Origin of the sequence: Stenotrophomonas sp. 278 (assembly GCF_003935715.1) — a bacterium.
Taxonomy (GTDB): domain Bacteria; phylum Pseudomonadota; class Gammaproteobacteria; order Xanthomonadales; family Xanthomonadaceae; genus Stenotrophomonas; species Stenotrophomonas maltophilia_AH.
The window spans coordinates 43465-62634 of sequence record NZ_RHPP01000008.1 but is presented as its reverse complement, the minus strand read 5'-3'; the positions used below and the strand labels follow the sequence as shown (position 1 = coordinate 62634).

The 19170-nt window shown below is 64.6% G+C and carries 36 protein-coding genes; 17 read left to right on the top strand and 19 right to left on the bottom strand.

The window, feature by feature from the left end:
• Together EGJ34_RS02940 and EGJ34_RS22080 are read right to left on the bottom strand one after the other, a co-directional pair.
• The coding region (locus EGJ34_RS02940; protein ID WP_148100471.1) for a DNA cytosine methyltransferase at positions 1–1081 on the bottom strand (1081 nt) is incomplete at its 3' end.
• A complete protein-coding gene (locus tag EGJ34_RS22080) occupies positions 1074–1214 on the bottom strand; it encodes a hypothetical protein (protein ID WP_185750043.1) in 141 nt (46 codons plus the stop codon). The genes EGJ34_RS22080 and EGJ34_RS02940, both read right to left, overlap by 8 nt.
• A 29-nt stretch (positions 1215–1243) precedes the next feature.
• On the opposite strand from EGJ34_RS22080, the gene EGJ34_RS02935 reads away from it, so the two are divergent.
• On the top strand, positions 1244–1936 hold the full coding sequence (locus EGJ34_RS02935; RefSeq protein WP_125358952.1) for a hypothetical protein: 693 nt from the start codon (positions 1244–1246) through the stop codon (positions 1934–1936).
• 8 nt (positions 1937–1944) lie between these two features.
• On the opposite strand, the gene EGJ34_RS02930 is transcribed toward EGJ34_RS02935, so the two are convergent.
• The 16 genes from EGJ34_RS02930 to EGJ34_RS02860 all read right to left on the bottom strand — a co-directional run bounded on the left by EGJ34_RS02930 (position 1945) and on the right by EGJ34_RS02860 (position 9795).
• On the bottom strand, positions 1945–2202 hold the full coding sequence (locus EGJ34_RS02930; protein WP_125358950.1) for a hypothetical protein: 258 nt from the start codon (positions 2200–2202) through the stop codon (positions 1945–1947).
• Complete coding sequence (locus tag EGJ34_RS02925; RefSeq protein WP_125358948.1) at positions 2199–2420, bottom strand: hypothetical protein; 222 nt, start codon at positions 2418–2420, stop codon at positions 2199–2201. The genes EGJ34_RS02930 and EGJ34_RS02925 overlap by 4 nt, the downstream gene beginning before the upstream one ends.
• Positions 2417–2647 (bottom strand): hypothetical protein, encoded by a 231-nt coding sequence (locus EGJ34_RS02920; RefSeq protein ID WP_125358946.1) that lies wholly within the window; start codon positions 2645–2647, stop codon positions 2417–2419. The genes EGJ34_RS02925 and EGJ34_RS02920 overlap by 4 nt, the downstream gene beginning before the upstream one ends.
• Positions 2647–4398 (bottom strand): YqaJ viral recombinase family protein, encoded by a 1752-nt coding sequence (locus EGJ34_RS02915; RefSeq protein ID WP_125358944.1) that lies wholly within the window; start codon positions 4396–4398, stop codon positions 2647–2649. Before EGJ34_RS02915 ends, EGJ34_RS02920 begins: the two co-directional genes overlap by 1 nt.
• Positions 4395–4886 (bottom strand): HNH endonuclease, encoded by a 492-nt coding sequence (locus tag EGJ34_RS02910; protein ID WP_125358942.1) that lies wholly within the window; start codon positions 4884–4886, stop codon positions 4395–4397. Before EGJ34_RS02910 ends, EGJ34_RS02915 begins: the two co-directional genes overlap by 4 nt.
• Positions 4883–5857 carry a phage recombination protein Bet gene (bet, locus tag EGJ34_RS02905; protein ID WP_125358940.1) on the bottom strand — a complete coding sequence of 325 codons (975 nt, stop codon included), beginning with the start codon at positions 5855–5857 and terminating at the stop codon, positions 4883–4885. The genes EGJ34_RS02910 and bet overlap by 4 nt, the downstream gene beginning before the upstream one ends.
• A 262-nt stretch (positions 5858–6119) precedes the next feature.
• On the bottom strand, positions 6120–6425 hold the full coding sequence (locus tag EGJ34_RS02900) for a KTSC domain-containing protein (RefSeq protein ID WP_125358938.1): 306 nt from the start codon (positions 6423–6425) through the stop codon (positions 6120–6122).
• Positions 6426–6521: 96 nt separating this feature from the next.
• Positions 6522–7049, bottom strand: coding sequence for a hypothetical protein (locus EGJ34_RS02895; RefSeq protein WP_125358936.1), 528 nt, complete (start codon positions 7047–7049; stop codon positions 6522–6524).
• 11 nt (positions 7050–7060) lie between these two features.
• Positions 7061–7312, bottom strand: a complete 252-nt coding sequence (locus EGJ34_RS02890) for a hypothetical protein (protein ID WP_125358934.1) — start codon at positions 7310–7312, stop codon at positions 7061–7063.
• A gap of 39 nt (positions 7313–7351) precedes the next feature.
• Positions 7352–7606, bottom strand: coding sequence for a hypothetical protein (locus tag EGJ34_RS02885; RefSeq protein ID WP_125358932.1), 255 nt, complete (start codon positions 7604–7606; stop codon positions 7352–7354).
• Positions 7603–7731, bottom strand: a complete 129-nt coding sequence (locus EGJ34_RS22655; protein WP_260476883.1) for a hypothetical protein — start codon at positions 7729–7731, stop codon at positions 7603–7605. Before EGJ34_RS22655 ends, EGJ34_RS02885 begins: the two co-directional genes overlap by 4 nt.
• On the bottom strand, positions 7728–7967 hold the full coding sequence (locus EGJ34_RS02880; protein WP_125358930.1) for a hypothetical protein: 240 nt from the start codon (positions 7965–7967) through the stop codon (positions 7728–7730). The genes EGJ34_RS22655 and EGJ34_RS02880 overlap by 4 nt, the downstream gene beginning before the upstream one ends.
• On the bottom strand, positions 7964–8377 hold the full coding sequence (locus EGJ34_RS02875) for a hypothetical protein (protein ID WP_125358928.1): 414 nt from the start codon (positions 8375–8377) through the stop codon (positions 7964–7966). Before EGJ34_RS02875 ends, EGJ34_RS02880 begins: the two co-directional genes overlap by 4 nt.
• 137 nt (positions 8378–8514) lie before the next feature.
• The gene (locus EGJ34_RS02870; protein ID WP_125358926.1) at positions 8515–8961 is read right to left on the bottom strand and encodes a hypothetical protein; all 447 of its coding nucleotides are present in this window, start codon (positions 8959–8961) and stop codon (positions 8515–8517) included.
• 14 nt (positions 8962–8975) lie between these two features.
• Positions 8976–9362, bottom strand: a complete 387-nt coding sequence (locus tag EGJ34_RS22650) for a hypothetical protein (protein WP_260476882.1) — start codon at positions 9360–9362, stop codon at positions 8976–8978.
• Positions 9316–9795: a helix-turn-helix transcriptional regulator gene (locus EGJ34_RS02860; protein WP_185750042.1), complete on the bottom strand. Its 480-nt coding sequence runs from the start codon at positions 9793–9795 to the stop codon at positions 9316–9318. Before EGJ34_RS02860 ends, EGJ34_RS22650 begins: the two co-directional genes overlap by 47 nt.
• Positions 9796–9866: 71 nt before the next feature.
• Between EGJ34_RS02860 and EGJ34_RS22075 the strand changes: the two genes are divergently transcribed.
• The 6 genes from EGJ34_RS22075 to EGJ34_RS02830 all read left to right on the top strand — a co-directional run bounded on the left by EGJ34_RS22075 (position 9867) and on the right by EGJ34_RS02830 (position 13902).
• Positions 9867–10097, top strand: coding sequence for a hypothetical protein (locus EGJ34_RS22075; protein WP_125358922.1), 231 nt, complete (start codon positions 9867–9869; stop codon positions 10095–10097).
• Positions 10098–10247: 150 nt separating this feature from the next.
• Entirely contained in the window at positions 10248–10691 is a 444-nt protein-coding gene (locus EGJ34_RS02850) for a phage regulatory CII family protein (protein ID WP_125358920.1), read from the top strand.
• Positions 10692–10783: 92 nt separating this feature from the next.
• Positions 10784–10972 (top strand): hypothetical protein, encoded by a 189-nt coding sequence (locus tag EGJ34_RS02845; RefSeq protein ID WP_125358918.1) that lies wholly within the window; start codon positions 10784–10786, stop codon positions 10970–10972.
• Complete coding sequence (locus EGJ34_RS02840) at positions 10965–11894, top strand: hypothetical protein (RefSeq protein ID WP_125358916.1); 930 nt, start codon at positions 10965–10967, stop codon at positions 11892–11894. The genes EGJ34_RS02845 and EGJ34_RS02840 overlap by 8 nt, the downstream gene beginning before the upstream one ends.
• A complete protein-coding gene (dnaB, locus tag EGJ34_RS02835; protein ID WP_125358914.1) occupies positions 11891–13366 on the top strand; it encodes a replicative DNA helicase in 1476 nt (491 codons plus the stop codon). The genes EGJ34_RS02840 and dnaB overlap by 4 nt, the downstream gene beginning before the upstream one ends.
• Positions 13363–13902 carry a hypothetical protein gene (locus tag EGJ34_RS02830; RefSeq protein WP_125358912.1) on the top strand — a complete coding sequence of 180 codons (540 nt, stop codon included), beginning with the start codon at positions 13363–13365 and terminating at the stop codon, positions 13900–13902. The genes dnaB and EGJ34_RS02830 overlap by 4 nt, the downstream gene beginning before the upstream one ends.
• 5 nt (positions 13903–13907) lie before the next feature.
• Here EGJ34_RS02830 and EGJ34_RS02825 read toward each other — a convergent pair whose 3' ends face one another.
• A complete protein-coding gene (locus EGJ34_RS02825; protein WP_125358910.1) occupies positions 13908–14603 on the bottom strand; it encodes a hypothetical protein in 696 nt (231 codons plus the stop codon).
• Positions 14604–14650: 47 nt separating this feature from the next.
• On the opposite strand from EGJ34_RS02825, the gene EGJ34_RS02820 reads away from it, so the two are divergent.
• The 10 genes from EGJ34_RS02820 to EGJ34_RS02775 all read left to right on the top strand — a co-directional run bounded on the left by EGJ34_RS02820 (position 14651) and on the right by EGJ34_RS02775 (position 18963).
• The gene (locus EGJ34_RS02820; RefSeq protein WP_185750041.1) at positions 14651–15034 is read left to right on the top strand and encodes a Ref family recombination enhancement nuclease; all 384 of its coding nucleotides are present in this window, start codon (positions 14651–14653) and stop codon (positions 15032–15034) included.
• Positions 15016–15534 (top strand): hypothetical protein, encoded by a 519-nt coding sequence (locus EGJ34_RS02815; protein WP_125358906.1) that lies wholly within the window; start codon positions 15016–15018, stop codon positions 15532–15534. The genes EGJ34_RS02820 and EGJ34_RS02815 overlap by 19 nt, the downstream gene beginning before the upstream one ends.
• Positions 15531–15749, top strand: coding sequence for a hypothetical protein (locus EGJ34_RS02810; protein WP_125358904.1), 219 nt, complete (start codon positions 15531–15533; stop codon positions 15747–15749). The genes EGJ34_RS02815 and EGJ34_RS02810 overlap by 4 nt, the downstream gene beginning before the upstream one ends.
• On the top strand, positions 15739–16272 hold the full coding sequence (locus EGJ34_RS02805) for a hypothetical protein (protein WP_125358902.1): 534 nt from the start codon (positions 15739–15741) through the stop codon (positions 16270–16272). Before EGJ34_RS02810 ends, EGJ34_RS02805 begins: the two co-directional genes overlap by 11 nt.
• A gap of 14 nt (positions 16273–16286) precedes the next feature.
• Positions 16287–16748 (top strand): hypothetical protein, encoded by a 462-nt coding sequence (locus EGJ34_RS02800; protein ID WP_125358900.1) that lies wholly within the window; start codon positions 16287–16289, stop codon positions 16746–16748.
• A 327-nt stretch (positions 16749–17075) separates the two neighbouring features.
• On the top strand, positions 17076–17699 hold the full coding sequence (locus EGJ34_RS02795; RefSeq protein ID WP_125358899.1) for a hypothetical protein: 624 nt from the start codon (positions 17076–17078) through the stop codon (positions 17697–17699).
• Positions 17696–18022 (top strand): hypothetical protein, encoded by a 327-nt coding sequence (locus tag EGJ34_RS02790; RefSeq protein WP_125358897.1) that lies wholly within the window; start codon positions 17696–17698, stop codon positions 18020–18022. The genes EGJ34_RS02795 and EGJ34_RS02790 overlap by 4 nt, the downstream gene beginning before the upstream one ends.
• Positions 18019–18234: a hypothetical protein gene (locus EGJ34_RS02785; protein WP_125358895.1), complete on the top strand. Its 216-nt coding sequence runs from the start codon at positions 18019–18021 to the stop codon at positions 18232–18234. Before EGJ34_RS02790 ends, EGJ34_RS02785 begins: the two co-directional genes overlap by 4 nt.
• Position 18235: 1 nt before the next feature.
• Positions 18236–18490 carry a hypothetical protein gene (locus EGJ34_RS02780; RefSeq protein WP_125358893.1) on the top strand — a complete coding sequence of 85 codons (255 nt, stop codon included), beginning with the start codon at positions 18236–18238 and terminating at the stop codon, positions 18488–18490.
• Positions 18487–18963, top strand: coding sequence for a lysis system i-spanin subunit Rz (locus tag EGJ34_RS02775; protein ID WP_125358891.1), 477 nt, complete (start codon positions 18487–18489; stop codon positions 18961–18963). The genes EGJ34_RS02780 and EGJ34_RS02775 overlap by 4 nt, the downstream gene beginning before the upstream one ends.
• Positions 18964–19170 lie beyond the last annotated feature (207 nt).

The following is a 19170-nucleotide window of genomic DNA, read 5'->3' as shown; positions in this document are numbered from 1 at the left end:
GCTGCTCGACGTCCCGCGCGGCACCGCCGCTGCCGGTCGCCAGCACCAAGCCGACGTGCCCGCCGCCGGCAGTCAGCGTAGGCAGAGGCTGGTCGATCGACGCGGCGCTCGCATGCAGGTGCTGCTCGCTGGTGCCGCGCAGGGTGACCAGCATCGGCTCCACCGCGATCAGGCCCAGCTGGATTGCCTCGGCCCGGGAGAACACCAATCGTGGTTCAGTGCCGTCCAGCAGCGCCTGCACCGCTTCCTGGTAGGGCTTCGGCCAGTTGTACTTCACAGCGCCGGCCTTGATCCGCTTCAGCGTGTTCGGGCGCAGCGGCTTCTTCCGGCGGAAGATGCTCTTGCCGGTCATGGTCCAGTCGATGACCTCGCGGGCACCGCGCCAGCGCTGCCGGGTTCCCAGCAGGTCGGTGCTGCCGGCGCGGTCGTGGGTGGCCTCTGGCCAGGTCAGCGGCTTGCCGTCACTGCGGCCGATCAGGAAGAAGCGGCGGCGGGTGGTCGGATCGCCGTAATCGGCGCAGTTCAGCACCTTCCAGTCGACCTTGAAGCCAATGGCCTCCAGCGCCTGCACCCAGGCGCGGAAGTACTCGCCGCGGCGGGACTTGATCGGCCGCCCGGTGGTCAGGCTGCACGGACCCCAGTCCATAAACTCGGGCACGTTCTCGACAAGGATGCGCTTCACGCGAAGTTCCGAACACCAGCGCACCACGTGCCATGGGTCCATTCGCTGCTGGTCGTGCACGGGCCGCCCGCCGCGCGCACGGCTGTGGAACACGCAGGACGGCGCTGCGATCAGCAGGTCGAGCCAGCCTTCCGGTACCAGGGACAGGGGCAGGGCGGATTCCAGATCGGCGCAGTGGATACGGTCGGCGTCTTCCGGATGGTTCCGGCGGTTCGTCTCGATGGCGACGGGCCAGTGGTTCACGGCCACCAGGCGCGCGGGCCGGCCTAGCTCACGCATGGCGCGCTTCGCACCGTTGGACAGCCCGCCGGCACCGCAGAACAGGTCCCCGATGATGGCGGACCGGACGCGGGACTTCGGCGTGATGCGAATCTCAGGGGAGCGGGAACCGTCAGCCATTACGCTGCTCCCGGCGTGCCTGGTCCAGAAGCTCCCGCAGGTCCAGCAGAACCTTCACCTCGACGTGGTGGTCTTGGGCAAGCCGGACGGCGACCTCGAGGGCGTAGATGCGGTCATTTGGGTGGACGCTCATGGCAGAATCGGCTCCAACAAGGAGGGAACATGGACTGGGTAGAATTGGCTTCGGCCATCGCAACAACGGGTGCCGTGGTGGTCGCGATGTGCGCGATCAGGAGCGAGAACAAACACCGCAGTGCCGAGAGAACCCGTGCGGACGAGATTCGAAAGTCTGACTTGGACGCGGCGAGAGACAGAGAGAACGCCGCGCTTGAACGGGCTGAAGATGAACGTCGGTCTAGAGCCCGGCGTCTGGCTAAGATCTTCGACCGCGAGCTCACCGAAGCGGCGAGAGAGCTGATCGCGTTGATATCCCTTCTGAAGAAGGTGACGCCGGAAAACATTGCTCAGTTCCGTCACATCTACGCGAGGCCCTTGAACCCTGGCGTCTTCAAGATGCACGAGAGGTTTCTCGACCAGCTCGACGTCTTTCCGGATGCACATGCCATTGCCATCGTCAACAACATGACAAACTGGTCGAGCATGACGTTGTTCTCCGAAGGCTTGGAGGTGTCGCCAGGTGTGGACCTGATCCGCGTCCGATACAAAATTCTGGCGGATGTCTCGGAGGTGCTGAAGTTGATCGGCGAAACGAAGACGCTTCTGGAGCCTTACTTCGCGGATCTTCCTGGCCTCCAGATTCTTTCGCTCGATGAGGTAAGGGCGATGAATGAAGCTAAGGCGGATGCATACCGTCGCAACAGCGAGGGCGGCGATGGGGGCTCCGACAGGAAGTGAGATGCGATTCACGCCGCCACCCCCATCGCCAGCAGGTCGATGGTGTCCACCAGATCTCGCAGGTGGCGGCGGGCGCGGCGCAGCTGCGCGGCAATGACCTTCAGCTCAGTGTCGGCGAAGAAGGTCACCGCGTGCGTGTGCAGGGCGTTCTTGTGGTCGCGGCGGAACAGGCGGTAGGTGACCGCGCTGGTGTCGCGCGTCGGGATGCGGCTCCACGCGAAACCCTGCGTTTCCTTCGGGCGGCGGTACTGGAGGTGGCGGCTCATGCCTTCTTCTTCCGAGGCGTGGAACGCCCATCAATCCCGCCTTCGACGATCTGCCGGCGGCTGGTGGACTTCTTGTTGATCGGATCGTTGCCGAGCACCTGGACGTGACCGCCGTTGCGGCGGAACTCGGCGACGTCGGCGGCCAGCTTCTGGCGCTGCTCGTCCTTCTCGCGGGCGGACGATGTGTCGTACAGGCGCAGTGCGTGGATGTCGGTCATGCTGCGTACCTCAGCGGCACGCGGCTCACCGGCCCATGCCACAGGTTGAAGGTGTTGTTGATCCGGACCTGCGCGGCATCGACCGGTACCGGCCGCAGCGGCGTGCTCAGCCGGCGCATGTCGTTCAGGCACGGCGGGCAGCGATGCAACTTGCTGTTCCTGCCGCCGCTCTTGTAGATGGCCAGCGGCAGGCAGCGCCCGCATGATTTGCAGGTCCGGAGTTCCATCAGGCGGCCTTCTTCATGGCTGCGGCCTGGGCGACTTCCGACATGGCCTGGCACATTGCCTGGAACTGGGCCTCGTCGTACAGCTTCGCTGCGCCCTTCTCGGGCAGGGCGTTGAAGCCCAGCTTTGCCAGACCGTCGGCACTGATCGTCAGCGGCGCGATGCGGGCGTTGATGTCGCCCAGCTTGATCTTCACGACGGCGCGCGGCGTGGTGGCTGCAGCAGTTGCAGCGGCTGCGAGCACGGTGGACGGCGTACGCACCAGGCCAACCACCGGGCGTTGCTGCACCGGCTCTTCCACCGGCTCAGCCACGGCCACCGGTGCCGGCTGCTGCTGCGCGGCTGCCTGCTCCGCCTCCAGCTGCTTGCGGGCCTTGTCCGCCTCTTCCTGGCGGATCTTCTCGCGCTGCTGCTCCAGACGATCCTCTTCGGCCTTCTTGTGCTCGCTGATGCGGGCCGCGATGAGGTTGCGCAGATCCTCCGGCTGTTTGCTCGAGCACAGCTGCACCCGGTCCGGGAAGAGGGAGCTGTAGGTGCCTTCCTCCATTTCCAGCACGCGGATGTTGGCGCGGATCCGGTCGGCCGCCTGACTGGCAGTGATCTTCGCGTTGGTGGCCACCGAGTCGACGGCGTCCTGCATGCTGGCGAAGGAGCGCTTGCCCTTGATGGCGGCGGCGATGTCGGAGGCCAGGGTGCTCGGCATGGCGATGCCGTGCTGGCCCAGCGTCTCGTTGATGGCCTGGATGTGGTCCTGCACCACCACGCGCGCGGCATTGCCGATCTCGGTCTTCCGCTCGTCCTTCCGCTTCGTGACCAGCTTATCCAGCTCCAGGCGAATGCGGCGGGTTTCGGCGCTGACGTCGTCCATCGTCCGGAACACCGCGTCGATATCGGCGGTCTGGCCCAGAACCTGCTGCTTCGTGGCCTCGATGCGCTCTTCGACGCCCTTGCACCAGGTCACCGTCTTCTCGGCGTTGGCGAAGTCCTCGTCGGTCTGCAGATTGCGGTTGATGCTGCCCAGCACGCCCATGGCCTGGGCCTTGAAGGCCTCCATGTTCGATTCGGTCACCATGCCGGTGACTTGGATGCTCAGGGACGGCAACGTCTCTGGAGCGCGGCCAGTCGGCTGAGGTGCGGCGGCAGGTGCCGGAACGAACCCGGCCACGTCGGCCTCCAGCTGGGCCCAGCCCGTCACAATGCGGGAGCGCAGCTCAAGGTTCGGCGTGTACCAGCAGTGGCGCTCTTCGAGCAGCTCCCAGCTGCCGTCCACGCGCTTCCACTCGGAAGCCATGAACAGCACGCGCTCGCAGCCCTCGGCCACCATGCACTGGTGCTCCATCTGCACCTGGTACATCAGGGGAAGGTCGGTACCGGTGCAGCCGTCGAACATGGCCTCGCGCAGCGTCTCGTTCAGGCGCTTGTGCTCGAAGGCGGTGTCCTCCAGCAGGCTCAGGCCGTCAAAGCTGGCGGAGTACTTCCCGCTGACGCCGGTGACCGGGTACAGGTCTTCGCCGACGATCTGCTCCGCGATGACGCGCGCTTGGGCTTCGTATTCGTGGCCCGGGTCGATCACGTGCTCTTGCACGAAGTCGCTGAACTCGCGCGGCACGCCTGCCGCCAGTTCCTTCAGAAGGTCAGCGCGGCTGTGGTTGCTGGAGACGCCGAGCATGGCCGGCGCATCACTGGCGTTGAGGTGCTGTGCGCGGTGCTGGTGCCAAGATTCAGATCCTTGGACAAGGTCAATGGTAATCATGAAGCCCTCGCATATTCGTGGTAGTGGCGGCGGGAGGCCTTCAAGTACTCGCTCTCCGCCTGCTCAGGTGTGGAAAAGGTGCCAAGCAGGATCTGGACTCGATCCACGGTGATGCGTGCTTGGAACTTCCCACTGGGAAGCCTTCTGACACCCTTCGGGGTGTCCTTGTCGCGATCGCGAAGCCGGTTCGCCTGGTTCTGTGAGTTGGTAGCCAAGCGAAGGTTGCTGATGCGGTTGTCGAGTGGACAGCAGTTGCTGTGGTCGATGTCGAGATCCGGCCACTCGCCGTGCACGTAAAGCCATGCAAGGCGATGGCCTTTGTACTTCCGCCCATCGATCTTGATCAGGACATAGCCAGTGCTTATGCCCCCCGCCACATAGTCCTGGAGAGCAGGGTGCGTAGAAGGCGGTCTTCGCCAGTAGAAGAGCCCAGTGTCCGGCTCGTAGCGAAGGACCTCCTTCAAGCGCTGCTGCGTCACCGCATTCACGGCGCATTACCTCCGTTCTCTCCTGCGCCCGGTGCATCCCAGTCGATGGGGCCGTTATCGTCGGCGGAGGGATCCTTGGCGGTGGTCGGAGCAGCATTGCTGTCGGTGGTGGCCGCGTCCTCCACGTCTTCCACCGGTTCGAAGGCCTCGATGGCGATCATCTGCTCTTCGGTCAGCGTGCCCTTCGTCTTGACCATGTTGATGATCTGGCTGGCGGTCTTCTTGCCGGCGGCGATCAGTGCGCCCCACGCCGGCAGGTTCTCTTTGAACTTGTCGCTGGGGTACGGGGCAAGTTCGCGCTGCAGCTGCTGCTGGGCCGGCTCCTGCCGCACGGTGGAGACCTCGCCCTCAATCACGCGGCCTTCCATTTCCTCGGCGGTCGGCTGCGCGCCCACGGCTTCCGGGAACGCCTTGCGCAGAGCCAGCGCCTCGGCGCACTTTTCCAACTGGCCGAACGGGCGCTTCTTCCACATCGCGTTCGGTGCATCGCTGTCGCGCTTCGCAGTGGCGTAGCTTTCCAGCCAGTAGGCCTTGGCCGAGTAGCGCACCGGGTTGCCGTTGACCAAGCGATAGACCGCGACGCTGCACCATTCTGGGTAACGGACGTTCACGCCGCTCAGGTTGTCCTCAATGGTCGGCCCGAAGGTGGCTTCGTCCTGGCCCGCGTACTCGCCGGTGCGATGCGCCTTGGTGCGGTAAAGCTCGATGCCCGGCATGATCACGTCGCGCATTCCGGCCGGGCTGATGACACGATTGCCCTGCTTCTTCTCCGGTACCCACATCGGCACGATGTGCACCGGCTTGGTCATCGGGTCCAGGCTGCCGGCCCGGCAGTACGCCAGAACCATGTCGACCGACTCGTCGCTTGCGCCGGGGTACAGGCTCGTCTTCAGCGCAGTGCGGATGGCGTCGGCCTGTTCGGCGGTCATCAGTTCGCCGCCGCGCTGCTTCATGGGTGCGATGTTGCTCATTGATTGCTCCGGCCGGCAGCGCCGGCATGGTGGGTGTGTGGGACTGCGATCCATCCGGCTGCGGCCTCCCCGAGCTGCTTACGGGGTTGTTGCCCTGGACCGGGAGGGCAATCCCGGCAGGCCGCATGCGGATGGGTGCCGGTCTTTCCCGGCCGTCAGCGGCGTTGCATCCGCACCACTCGTTGACCCATGAGCTTTCGCTGGGGCGGGTTACGTCTCCCGCGCGGCCCGGCGCTGCAGCACCTCCGCCGTCTGGGTTCGGTCAGGCCGCCTGCTGCTGCTCGGCGACCTTGCGGTAGGGGTACCTGTCAGCGAAGTTCTTGATGTAGCCGCCGAAGTGCTTACCGATGGACTCGGCACCCTTCAGGGCTTCGAACTCTTCGGCGCTGAAGTTCTCGTAGAAGTAGAGCGAGCCCGGTCCACGGTTCTGCCCGTACCCGCTGGTGAAGCGGATGGCCAAGGTGTTGGTTTCCGGGTCGTGGCCGATGCTGTGGATCTGCGAGGACTTGACCTCGATGAGCTTGATATCGCTGGCAGACAGCGAGCGGCTGGTGCGGGTGTTCGACATTTTGTGCTCCTGGGCGGAAGGGAGAAGTGCCGGCTTACAGCTCCTGGCCGGCGCAGGTGCCTCGCGTGAGAGGGGAGGTCGCGCGAGGCCAGGGGATCAGGCAGCCAGGTCTTCCTGCTGCGGCGCGTCTTCGTTGGCCTTGCCGGGCTGCAGCGTCAGCACCACCGATTCACGGATCAGGGCTTCGGTCAGCTCTGCCACTTCCTCAGGCTCGACATTCGCGGAAGCCTTGAAGGTCAGCTCCACGCTGCCGCCTTCCTTCGGGGCGATGACGAACTTCTTGAGCTTCACGTCGACCAGAACGATGGGCTGCGTGGCATCCAGTTCGCCGTCGATCTGGAACTCGTAGCCCTTGAATTCGTGGCCGACCTTGATTGGTTCGAGACTCGGAATCTTGATCTCGGTCAGGTGGTCGCCGCCGATGGTCGGCAACTGCTGCTGCTCGCCGCTCTTGGCCTTGCGGAAGAGCGACTTGCGCAGTTCCTTGTCGAAGTGGTCCAGCACGGTGTTGCTGGTGCTGGTGACGAACGTGACGTCTACGGCCAGCGCTCGCTCGTCGCCGTGCCGTTCGATGCGCACGTTGACGTTGCTGAGAACGGCAGGATTCTTGTCCAGATGGAACATGGGGACCTCGGTCAGTAGTTGCGGGGCGGGAGCGCGTCACGGCCGGGCGTCGCACCGTTGTCCAGGTGCACGGGTGCGGCATCGGAGAGCTGCAGACGCTGGTCGTCGAACCATTCGCCGCCGCGCAGCTTTCCCTCGGCGTCGACAGGCGGCACCAGCAGGGTCTGGTTGCAGCCGGTGAGGTATTCGACGTGACCGACTGCGACGCCTTTGAAGCCGGTGATGCGGTCGGTGAAGGTGTTACCCAGAACAAGGGGAGTCATTTCGTGCCTCTCGGATAGGGCCGGCCGGGCCGGCAGTGGTTACTGCAGGTCTTCCGCCGGCTGGGCGGAGGTCGGGGAAAGCGGGGCAGGAGAGTCGCGCAGGGCGACCAGCGCAGCCTCGGCGCGCATCCACTCCAGAGTGGTGGCGTAAGCGCAGCCGGCCAGGACAGCCCGGATCAGCACCATTCCGTAGTAGCTGTCGTGCAGGAAGGCGAAGGCCGCGCCGCACAGCGCCAGGCCGCAAAGTGCGCCCCACAGCAGCACCGGCAGCAGGATCTGAGTGCGGCGGCTCACAGGAACACCCCGCCAACCACCACGGCCGCGATCACGCCGAGCACGAAGCCGACGATGCCGCCGTAGACGGCGAACTCGCGGGACATGGCGCGCGTTTCCACGCGAAGCATCTCCTCGAAGCTCATGCCAGCAGGCCCCCGTCGTTTCGCGCGGCCAGCGACAGGTCGGCTTTCATGTCGGCTACCGCCTTCGCGGCGCTCTTTTTGCCGGCCAGAACCTCCTTCTTCACTTCCGCTGATGCGCGGGCGGCGAGGTGGTCGGCGTAGCCCATGCGGCGGGCGATGATGTTGATCGCGGCGAACGCACCATCTGCGTGCTTACGCCGAGCCGGGATCACGAAGGGGAGGATGACGGCGCTCATGCCGCGCGCTCCAGGTCGGCGTCGCCGCGCTGGATGCCGTCGCCGGCCGGGGCAGAGTGTGGGTTGACCAGAGCACGCGTGGCGTCGATCAGTTCCTGCCGGGCGGCGCGGCGGCGCTGCAGTTCCAGTGAGGTCATCCCGTCGCGGTCGGAACGGGCATCGCGGCCGTTCGGGACGATGTCGATCGCGTCGCCCAGCATCTGCAGCTGGTGCCGGCGCGCGGCCTCCCAGGCCAGTTCGAGGTTGCCGCTGGTTGCCCAGTGAGCGGCGAAGTAGGCGGTGGCGCAGCCCGAGTCGGTCAGGCCTTGGTTGTACAGCTGGCCCCGCACGATGGGGGCGGCCTGGCGCTGGATGCGTACATCTTCAGCCCGGTGGGCCAAGAGAGGGGATTTCGTTGCGGGTTGGTCCATGACGTTCTCCGGCGGCCCGGCACGGTTGCTGGGCGACGGAGCAGAGTAAATCATCGTTTACTTCACGGAGTCAACAACAATTTACTTACCGGGCGCAGAAAACCCTGAACAGCTTTCGGGCCGTTCAGGGTGTGGGGTCAGAACGAGGGTTCGATAACCGGGAACTCTTCCGCAGCTGTGTACAGGCGATAGGTCTGTACAGCGCCGGGACGCACGAAGACCTCAGTGGACCGCCGACGGGCAGCGTTGGTCTTCTCGGTCTGCAGCGCGCCGCACAGGCCACGGCCCTGCACGGGTGTCGCGGTCAAAACGTGCCGTCCCTCAGACAGATCCACTGTCAGTCGCTCCGCCGGGTCAAGGTGGGCAGCCATAGCACCGTCAATCATGACGCCCAGGTAGCAACCGCTACCTATGAACCCTACGTCTCGCGTGATGGTGATGGTGCCGGTAGGGGAGGCCTGCTCGCCGATCTCAAAACGCCGTTCGGCTGGGACGTCCTTCACTTCATTGGGTGGTGCCTGCTTTGTCGGCATTACGCAGCCGGTCAGGCCAGCCAAAAGCACGGGCAGCAGAAGCTTCTTCATGTTGGTGGTTCTCGTCATCCGTAATAGGTCCGCAGCAGGCCAGCGTCATGGAAAGAGATACCCTCGCGCAGGCACTCTTCCGCCCTCTCCATGTCCTTGTGGAGTTGCAACAGGTCTTCGTAAGCAAGGCTTTCGATGTCCATCACCCCTCGGCAAGCCTGGTCAATGACGTGCTGTCCAGCTTCACCGCATCGGCGACGGATATTCCGAATCATGCGGCAATGCCAGTCACGCATGATCATGTCTTGGCCACGGGAACCATCAGCGAGCAGCTCATCTGGGTCCACTGGCTTGCCCGAGCGGACAAGCCGCAGGGTCGGGCGCTCTGGTTGATCTGCTCGAAGTTGGTCCGTTCTAGCCGCCAGCCGCTTTGCCAACTCTTCGAACTTCTTGTTGCTCACCCTTCGCCCCCCTGATGCGCTTAGAAAGTAGCTTGGTCAGGTCGAGGACATTGTCAGGCTCTGCTGACCCACCGAACTCTTCCACGACCATGTACGCGGTCTCGAGGAGGATCGGATCGTGCACCCATTCCGGTGGATCGTTCACCAACTCCAGGTAGTGCGTGAGCACATTTACCGCGGCTGCAATCTTGTCGAAGTCGGGTCGCGCAGGTTGAGACGAGTCGTCACGCGATCCTTTTCCCGTGATCAGCCACTCGGCGCTGACGCCGTAATGGCGAGCCCAGCGGAAGACCGGAAGAGCCCCAGGCTCTTTCGTGACCCCTTTCTCAATCTGGGACATCGACTGCTTCGTGGTTTCAGCAATGGCACCAGCCTGCTCAAGGGTGAGGCCCTTGTTCAGCCGCAGCTCTCTCAGTCGTTCGCCAATGCTCATGTCAACCATTGTTGACGGCAAGCGGTAAATAGTGGTTGACGTCATAAGGTAAACGGTGGTTTACTCGCGCCATGAACGAGCCGATCACCAAAGCGATGGCGAAGAAGGCCCTGGGATTTAGCCAGGACACTCAGCTTGCGAGCTTCTTCGGGACCTCCAAGCAGGCTGTAGGACGTTGGCCGGAGGACGACCCGCTGCCCGACGGTCGGCAGTGGCAGGCGCGCGCACTGCGGCCCGACCTGTTCGGGGACAGTCGCCAGCTTCCGGCCAACGATGAACCGGCCACCGGTGCCGCCGCATGACCCATTCCTTTGCCCCCGCCCAGCCGGCCCGTGCGTGTGGTGACCGCGGGTATTCGGCTGGGCGGGGCACCCGTTCCCTGAGTTGATCTTGTCCATGGCGCACATCCTGCGCCGCCGTCGCCGCCCCGTCTCCAATCGAGAAATCCGCCCATGAATGTCACCGACGCCGCCTACGACACCGTCCACGAATACCGTGGTGGCAGCGAAGCCCTAGCGCCCAGGATGGGTATGTCCGCCGCCACGCTGCGGGGCAAGGTCAACCCGAACACCGACCGCAACCTGCTCAGCCTGCAGGAAGCCGACACGTTGATGGCTCGGACCGGCGACTTCCGGATCCTGCACGCCCTGGCCGCCACGCACGGCTTCGTGCTGGACCGCGTCGAGGCCCCGAAGTCTGGTTCCATGATCAGCGCGCTGCTGACGGCTGCGCACGCCAAGGGCGACCTGTCGCAGCTGGTGGCCGATGCCATCGCAGACGGCAAGGTCACCCCGAATGAAGCTGACGAGATAGGCCGCGCCTGCGCTTCAGTGATGGCCGCGATCGCGCAGGTCGGCCAGCACGCTGACGCTGCAGCGGAGCGGGGCGGGGTATGAGCCTAGCTGGGCGCACATTGGCCTGGGTTAGGGCAACGAACTGGCGCGCCCGTGCTACAGCATGGGTGTCCGCCCAACGAGGGGGACACCCCATGAAAGCACGACCCGATGTTCTCCAGCAGCTGCAGTGCTGCCTGGACGTAATCGCCCGCAGCACCCCAATGACCGATGCAGAGCGGGCCGAGCACCGCTGCAGGTGTGCGGCTGAGCAGGCGAGGGCAGAGGCCCGCCGTGCCGCTGCGCCGGCTGACCTGCTGGATCAGGGGTTCGGCCATGCGTGACTACGCCAAGGTGGTGCCCACGTTCTGGACCGGTGAAACAGGAAAGGCGATCCGCAAAAGGGGGCCGGAAGGGGTGGTCGTGGCCCTGTACCTGATGTCTTCCCCGACTTCGAACATGCTGGGCTTGTACTACCAGCCGATTCTGTACATGGCTCATGAAACAGGATTGGGCATCGAAGGGGCATCGAAGGGGCTTCGTGACTGCATCGAAGAGGGGTTCTGCCTCTACGACGAGGTCACCGAGTTCGTGTGGGTGCAGGAAATGGCCTCCTTCCAGATTGGCAAGGGTTTGAAGGCTTCTGACAACCGCTGCGTGGGCATCCAGCGCGAGTACGACAGCCTCCCGGTGAACCCGTTCCTGGGCAGATTCTTCGACCGCTATCTGGAAGATTTCCACCTCAAGAATCGGCGTGGTCGTGGAGTCCCTTCGAACCCCCTTTCAAGCCAAGAGCAGGAACAGGAGCAGGAACAGGATCAGGAAACAACATCCTCGCTTCGCTCGGAGTCGTCCCCGCAGCTGGCGCTGACGGGCGACCCCTCGGCACCCGCCGACCTCAAGGCAAAACGGGCAGACCGCATCCGGCAGATCGCCGAGGACGCCCGGACTGCGTACAACGCAATCCTCGCCAAACCCCACGGGGAACTTTCCGCCTGCACTGTGCTGAACAAGCCACGCATCAAGGCCGTGGAGAAGGCGCTGCCGACCGTGCGCCAGCTGTGCCAGGCCATGTTCGGCAGCGAGCGGGTGACGCCGCAGTTCTGGCAGGCCTACTTCGAGACTGCGGCCGGTGACGACTTCCACGCCGGCCGGCAACAGGGCGGCCCTGGCCACGAAAACTGGAAACCCGACTTCGAGTACCTGCTTCGGGAGACGGTCATCGCCAAGCTGGCTGACCGCGCCGCGTCCGAGGCTGCGGCATGAGCGCGGTCCGTGGAGAGGTTGATCGGCTGGCGGGCCTGTATGGCGACCAGCAGGCACTGCGCCTGCCGCCGCACAGCGTGGACGCCGAGCAGGCGGTGCTGGGCGGCCTGATGATGCGCCAGAGCGCCTGGGACGAGGTCGCAGACGTGCTGAGCGCCGAGAGCTTCTACCGGCACGACCACCGGCTCATCTGGCAGGCCATCGAGGACGTGGTGAAGCGCGGACGGGAACCAGACCCGGTGACTATGGGCGAGTGGTTCGAAGCACGCGGCAAGCTGGACCTGGTGGGCGAGGGCACGTACCTGATCGAGCTCTACACCACGACCCCGTCGGCGGCCAACATCGTGGCCTACGCTGAGATCGTGGCCGAGAAGGCGAAGCTACGCGCCCTGATCGATGCCGGGCACGACCTGATCGACGCCGCCTACAGTCCGGAAGGGCGCAGCGCGCTGGACTTGGTCGGGCAGGCGCAGAGCCGCATCGGCGGCCTGCTGGATAACGAGCCTTGCGATCTGGAGCCAGTGGCACCGGTGATGGCGCGCGTCTACGACCAGCTGACCCGCGCGTCGGGGCTGCCCGGTGGCATCACCGGCCTGTCCACCAGCATGGAAGAGCTGGACAACCTGCTGGATGGCCTACAGCCAGGGCGGCTCTACGTGCTGGCTGCGCGCCCGAAGATGGGCAAGACGACGCTGGCGCAGAACATCGCCGAGCAGGTGGCGATGCGCGCTGGGCGCTCGGTTGCGTTCTTCAGCTTCGAAATGAAGCCGGAGGAACTGGGCAAGCGGATGCTGTGCAACCGGGCGGGGATCAGCGGCAGCAAGCTGCGCCGCGGCGACCTCGACGAAGTCGACTGGCAGAACGTGGCTGAGTGGACTCGTCGCATTGGCGAGGCCAGGATCCGGATCAGTCGGCCGCGCATCGCCAAGGTCCAGCATGTCTGCGCCCAGGTGCGTCGCATGAAGGCGCAGGATCCGGGCCTCGCCGTGGTTGTCATCGACTACCTGCAGTTGATGCACGTGCCCGGCGACAACCGCGCGTCAGGTATCGGCGACATCACCCGTGCGCTGAAGCTGCTGGCTAGCGAGATCGACGTGGCGGTGCTGCTGCTGAGCCAGCTCAACCGCGACGTGGAGAAGCGGGTAGGGGACAAGCGCCCCATCGTGGCTGACCTGCGCGACTCAGGTTCGATCGAGCAGGACGCGGACGCGGTGATCTTCATCTACCGCGACGAGATCTACCACAAGGACAGCCGCTGGGAGGGCACTGCCGAGCTGATCGTGGCCATCCAGCGTGACGGCGCGCCAGGCATGGCCCGGGTGCAGTACCAGCCGGAGTACTTCAGGTTCTCGACGCTGCCGGAGTACTGGCAGCCGAAGGAAAGCAGCGCGAGTGCACCGGCTGCAGGCAAAGCGCCCGCGAAGCGCAAAGGCCTAGCGGGGTTCCTCCCGCAGGCAGGAGAAGCCGCATGACCCTTACCGCAGCTGCAAAGAAGATCCGGGCGAAGCGCGCCCGCCGTCCCGTCTACCTGACGGTCAAGAAACTGGTCGATCCGGAAACGGGCGAACTGGTCGGTGCTCTGGTGCCTGAGCACGACGTCGACGCGCGCCTGCTCCGCGAGCGGAAGTTCCACACCGGGCGCTCTGTCCGCGCCGAGCTGAAGCAGCCGCGCGTGGAGTGGCAGCACCGGCTGATTCACAAGATTGGGCACCTGGTGGTGGACAACGTCGAGGGCTGGGAGCAACTGGACGCCCACGACGCCGTGAAGCGCCTGCAGCGCGAGTCTGGCACCTGCTGCGAAGAGATCGAGATCGACGTGCCCGGCGTCGGCCGGCTGATGGTGAAGCAGGCGGAAAGCCTGTCATTCGACGAAATGGAACAGGACCGGTTCCAGGTGCTGTTCGACGGGATCACCGAACACATTGGCCGGTGCTACGCGCACGTCATGCTCGATGACGTGCGTGCGGAGTTCTGGAATATGGCAGGGCATAACAGGAGGGCGGCGTGAAGTACTTACCCAGCGTTCCTCTTTCCAGGTCTACGCGAGTGTTCAAAATACCCTTCGATTCTGGATTGCGACTGCGACAAGCCTCTGAGAGCGTCCCACATCAGGTCGTAAAAGCTGCTCTTGTCGAAGATGACTTGCTCCGGCCCCACGCGGATGTAGCCAACCATTTGACGTGTTACCTGTTCGTATGTGAGGAGCTCGTTCGCTCGCGCCAGGTTGTAGATGGCTCGCTGTATGCCTTCGGCCGCGTCACCGAGCTCGTGAAGGCGACCTACTTCCTCCAAGATTTCACCTGGGACGGTCAAGGCATCCCTAGTGCAGTCCCCCAAGATGCACGAGTTTTCGCTCCTGTCTTCAACTTGATCATCGGGATGTTCCTTATCCCAGATCTTGTTGTTCTGATCGATCATCCGCTGAATGTGGGGAAGCAACTGAAGACCCAAGCTTCTGGCACGATTGTCCGCATCCTTCCGTTTTTCGGCTGCGCTAATTCTGTGCTGAGCTGCCGGGACAGCGACGGCGATCAAGATGCCAACGATGCTGCCGATGGCCTGAACCCAAGCCGGGAGATCGCTGCTGCTTTTGGATGCGTCCAGATTGCTTGGATGGTCGGCCAGCAGCGCCCACGCGAGGAGGGCTCCTGCACAGAAAGTCATGACAGCCACCACTCCCCAATCACGGCTGTCCGGTCCTTGCCCCATGGTCTACTCCGTCACTTAGCGGCGCTCACTCCGCGATGGGAGGAAGCATGAGGCGCGGCCGTTCCACCGGCAAGGCCAGCGTCGCTCAGCAGGCGCGGATGGACGCCATCACGGACATCGGCTGCATCGTCTGCGCCGCCCTCGGGCACGGCTTCATGCACTGCCAGGTGCACCACCTTCTGGTGGGCGGGAAGCACGGCCAGAAGCGGCGTGGCCACGACTACACCGTCGGCCTGTGCCCCTGGCATCACGTGGGCGAGCCCATGGCCGGGCTGAGCCATTCGGCCTGCGCTGACCGCTATGGCCCGAGCTATGCCCGTGAGCCCCGCAGGTTCCGGGAGGAGATCGGTACCGACGACTACCTGCTGGACCTGCAGAACACCCTGATCGAGCAACACATGGAGAAGACCTCATGGCGACCAGCCGCCTGACCATCGCAATCGACCCCGGCCTTAAGGGCGCGATCGCCGTGCTGGCCGACGGCTTCCCTACCGCAGTGCTGGACATGCCCACCATGGAGGTGGACGGCCGCACCGAGATCGACGCCCGGGCCATCGCCGTCTTCATCCGGGAGCAGCGCGCCGCGCACCCCGGCGCAGAGGTGCTGGCCTGCATCGAGCGGGTCCGCGCCATGCCGGCGCAGGGCCGGAAACAGGGCGCTCAGTCGTCCATGAACTTCGGGGACAACTACGGCAAGGCCAAGGCGGTGCTGGAGCTGCTCGGCATCCCGACCATCCGCGCGGAGCCGCTGAGCTGGAAGCGGCGATTCGGGCTGGTGGGGCAGGACAAGGACGCCAGCCGGCAGCTGGCGCTGAAGCGCTATCCGGCCGCTGCGCATCTGCTGACCAGGAAGAAGGACGACGGCCGGGCCGACGCGCTGCTGATTGCCCTGTGGGCAGATCACCAGATCGCCATGGGCAAGGCCGCATGACCCAGGACGTCGCCGAGATCCGGATGAAGAAGCGGTACCGGTCCTACCTCAAGAAGCACGGCCGCTGCGCGGTCTGCCAGTTCCGGGACCGGGGCGAGGACGGCTTCCACTGCAAGGGCTGGCCAGGCCGGCAGGGCACCTGTGACACCGACGGCAGACTGCCGGCGTTTCGATTTGATGCTGATGTACTGGAGGGAATGCGCGATGCGCAATGAAGACGAACTGACCAAGCAGCTGCGGAAGTGGGGCCATGCCCAGGTCAACAGGTTCGCCCTGAGCCGCGCCGACCGCAGTGTGCACGTGCTGGACAAGGTCCGGGACCACGCGCCTATGACCCGGGAGCGGGCCGCCCGCGACCTGGTGGCCAGGGACGGGGCCGAGCGTCGCCGGTTCATGGCTGCGCGTAGCGGGGTGCAGGGCATGGTCATGTTGCCGACGTGGGCGGTTGACCCGGTTCGGGCCTCCAACGACGCGGACCACCCCCACGACAACCCGGAGATTGCGGTCGACACCGGCACCCCGGACGAGCTGCGCTGGGTGGATAGGGCGCTGGCCTCCATGGGCCGGCAATATCCGTTGAGGGCGCTGATCGTGCGCACGGAGTTCACGGTATCGGCTAGCCAAGCGGTGAAGGCACGGATGGTGGCCGAGCAGTACGGCGGGAGCCTTACTCTGCGGCAGTATCGCTATGAACTGGGACGTGCATTAGACTTGGTTCGCGGCGCTGCTGCCGCCTGACGGAATGTTAGGAAATGGAAGTCATCGTCGCGGCGCTTGCCGCATTCATTGCGTTGTTGGCATGGCGCGCTCAACGCGTGCATAACCGGCTTTCTGTGAGTCCTTTCCCAACAGTTGGACTTACTCTCTTCGCTGATCGTTTGAAGATCACCGTGATGAACAACGGGATAGGGCCGATGCGTGTTATCAGCCTGCGCTTTGTAGATGAATCTGGCAGCTCTCTTCCGAATGTTCTTAAGCTCGTGTCTACGCGCGACGGGGTAGGCATTACGTTGATGGATGGAGCGGCGCTCGGCCCCAACCGGCGGCGAACGCTGTTCAAATTGAATGGACAAGCCGGCAAGAATGGCAGCGATGTGAAAGCCACTGCGGCTGAGCTGGCTCGCTACAAGATGGTGATCGAGTACACGGATGTTTACGGGACCAAGTTCGTTCCGTACTCGAGGGACTTGAAGTGGTTCACCGAAGACAGTTGACAGTAACGTAAGCAATCTGCATGATTCTGCCACTGTCAAGAATTGTCCCTGAAGCCCCGGCCATGCGTCGGGGCTTCTGCGTTTCCGGGACCCCGAACACCGATTGACCACCGTGCGACCAGGCCTGGTAGTTCCTCGCCGTGAGGCGACATGGGCCGGCACTATTTGGATCCTCCGGGCGGAGGGAGCTGGGACCATGACCCCGGCGGTGCCTATCCAGCGGTGGTAATCGGCCTTCTACGCCCGCAGCCCCCCGGACCAACCACGAACTGTCGAAGAGACCGGTCGAGGGGCGGGCACCTATCGACACCCAGCGGAGACACCATGGTGAGCACCGAATCAGTCGCGGCCGCCATGGGCGCGGGCAAGTACGCGCAGGCGCTGGAAGAGGCCTGCATCCGGTTTGGGATCGTCCCTGCGCTGGAGAAGTGCCATTTCCTGGCGCACACGTCGGTGGAGTCCCAGGGCTTCACCCGTATCCGCGAGAACCTTGGTTACAGCGCCCAGCGCCTGCTGGCGGTGTTCCCGGGCCGGAATGGGCTGAAGACGCTGGATCAGGCGAAGGCCATTGTCGCGAGAGGTCGCGACGGCATCGCAGAGGCAATCTACGGCGGTGCCTGGGGCGCGAAGAACCTCGGCAACACGCAGCCCGGTGATGGAGCCAAGTTCGCTGGACTCAGCCTGATCCACCTAACTGGGCGTGCCAACGTGACCGCCTACTCGCAGGCTAGGTACGGCGGCGACCGGGTGGTGCGCGACCCGTCCATGCTGGAGCGACTGCCCGATGCGGCCCTGGCCGCCGGTTGGTACTGGCAGTGGCGCGACTGCGGGGAGCCGGCACGCCGCGACGACCTCGAGGGCAGCACCAGGAAGGTCAACGGTGGCCTGAACGGCCTCGCGGAGCGGCGCGTGGCGCTGGCCCAGGCCAAGAAGCTGTTCCGCATCGCATGACCGGGTCGAAGAAAAAGGCCCCGAAGCTGTCGCCGATCAGCCAGCTGCAGGGCGTACTGCTGGTGCTGGACAACCGCAGCGGCAGGCCGACGGCCGAGATGCTGGCCAACGTGCGGGAAATGGTGGGTGACGCCCTGGCCGTGATGCAGGAGCCGGATCCCACGAAGCAGAAGATCGCCTTCGTGCTCCTGGCGATCCAGCAGTCCACCGAGGTGGTGGTGCGGGTGGTCCGCAACAAAGAGCTGACCCGAGTCACCGTCATCGACCAGCCGCTGTACCACTGGGCGCTCCGGGAGATCCACGCACTGGCAGGTGCCGCATGACCTTCGCAACCCGAAACATCGGCGCAGCACGTGTGGGCATCGCTGTCCTGGTGCTGACCATGCTCGGCTTGGCTATGGCGGCCCTGGTGTCGGTCGCGATCCCTGCAGAGAACAAGGACGCCTTCAGCCAGCTTGTCGGCGGTTTGAACAACGCCACCGGCATGGTCATCGGCTACTTCTTCGGTATGGCCCGTCGCGGGTCGGGAGCCTGATATGCGCCATCTGTTCTACGTCACCCAGGAAGAGGCGGTCGAGGCCGGCATGACCCATGAGGGCAAGCTGTTCGGTGTTCCTGCCTGGCTCCGCGTCGATAGCGACGAGCAGGTGACCGGCACCCCGAAGGTGCCGGTGCTGCACGTCTGGTGCTGGATCGCCGATATGGCCATGGAACTGAAGGCCTGCTTCTTCTACGAGGACGAGGTGATCGAGTCGCCCATCAGCATCGGCCGGCGGCTCGGTGCCGAATGAACGCCACCGCCATCAAGATCGCGCTTTTCGTCGGCTGGTCTGCAGCTGCTTTCGGTGCCGGCTGGGCCTGGCGCGGCGACCGCGCCGAGGGGAAGGAAGCCCGGCAGGAGGCCAGCGCCAGTGCCGCCCAGGTACAGCAGGTCAACGAGGTGCGCGCCACCGAGCATTCCCAGGCCGACACGCTGGCCGCCATTGGAGCGAAGCATGAAGAAGACCGGGCTGCGGCCGAGGCCGTCCCTGATGCTGTTGTGGCTGACCTGCGTGCTGGCAATCTCCGGCTGCGGGACGACCTCGCGACTTGCAACACCTCCCGCCTATCCGAAGCTGTCGCCGGCACCGTCGAACGTGATGCGGGTGCCCAACTACGAGACGAGATCGCGGGCGCTCTTGTTCAAATCGGGCGCGACGCCGACAACCACGTCCTCGCCTGCCAAGCCGTCGTCGCCGCAGATCGGGCCGAGGTGAGGCCCTGACCGCCCGCTGGTCACGGGTATCTGTCGGCGGCCTATTGGGCTACTTCCTGCGGCGATGGTTGCGGCGCGCCTCTATGTAGTTAGCCAGTGCAAGCAGTAGGCCAGCCGCTGCCGTGATGAACTCTGGACTGATAGTTAAAACCATGGGTGTAGCGTCTCCTTGGGGCTGTTATGTCGTACGTGTACCAAAACTCCATGGGCGGCCAC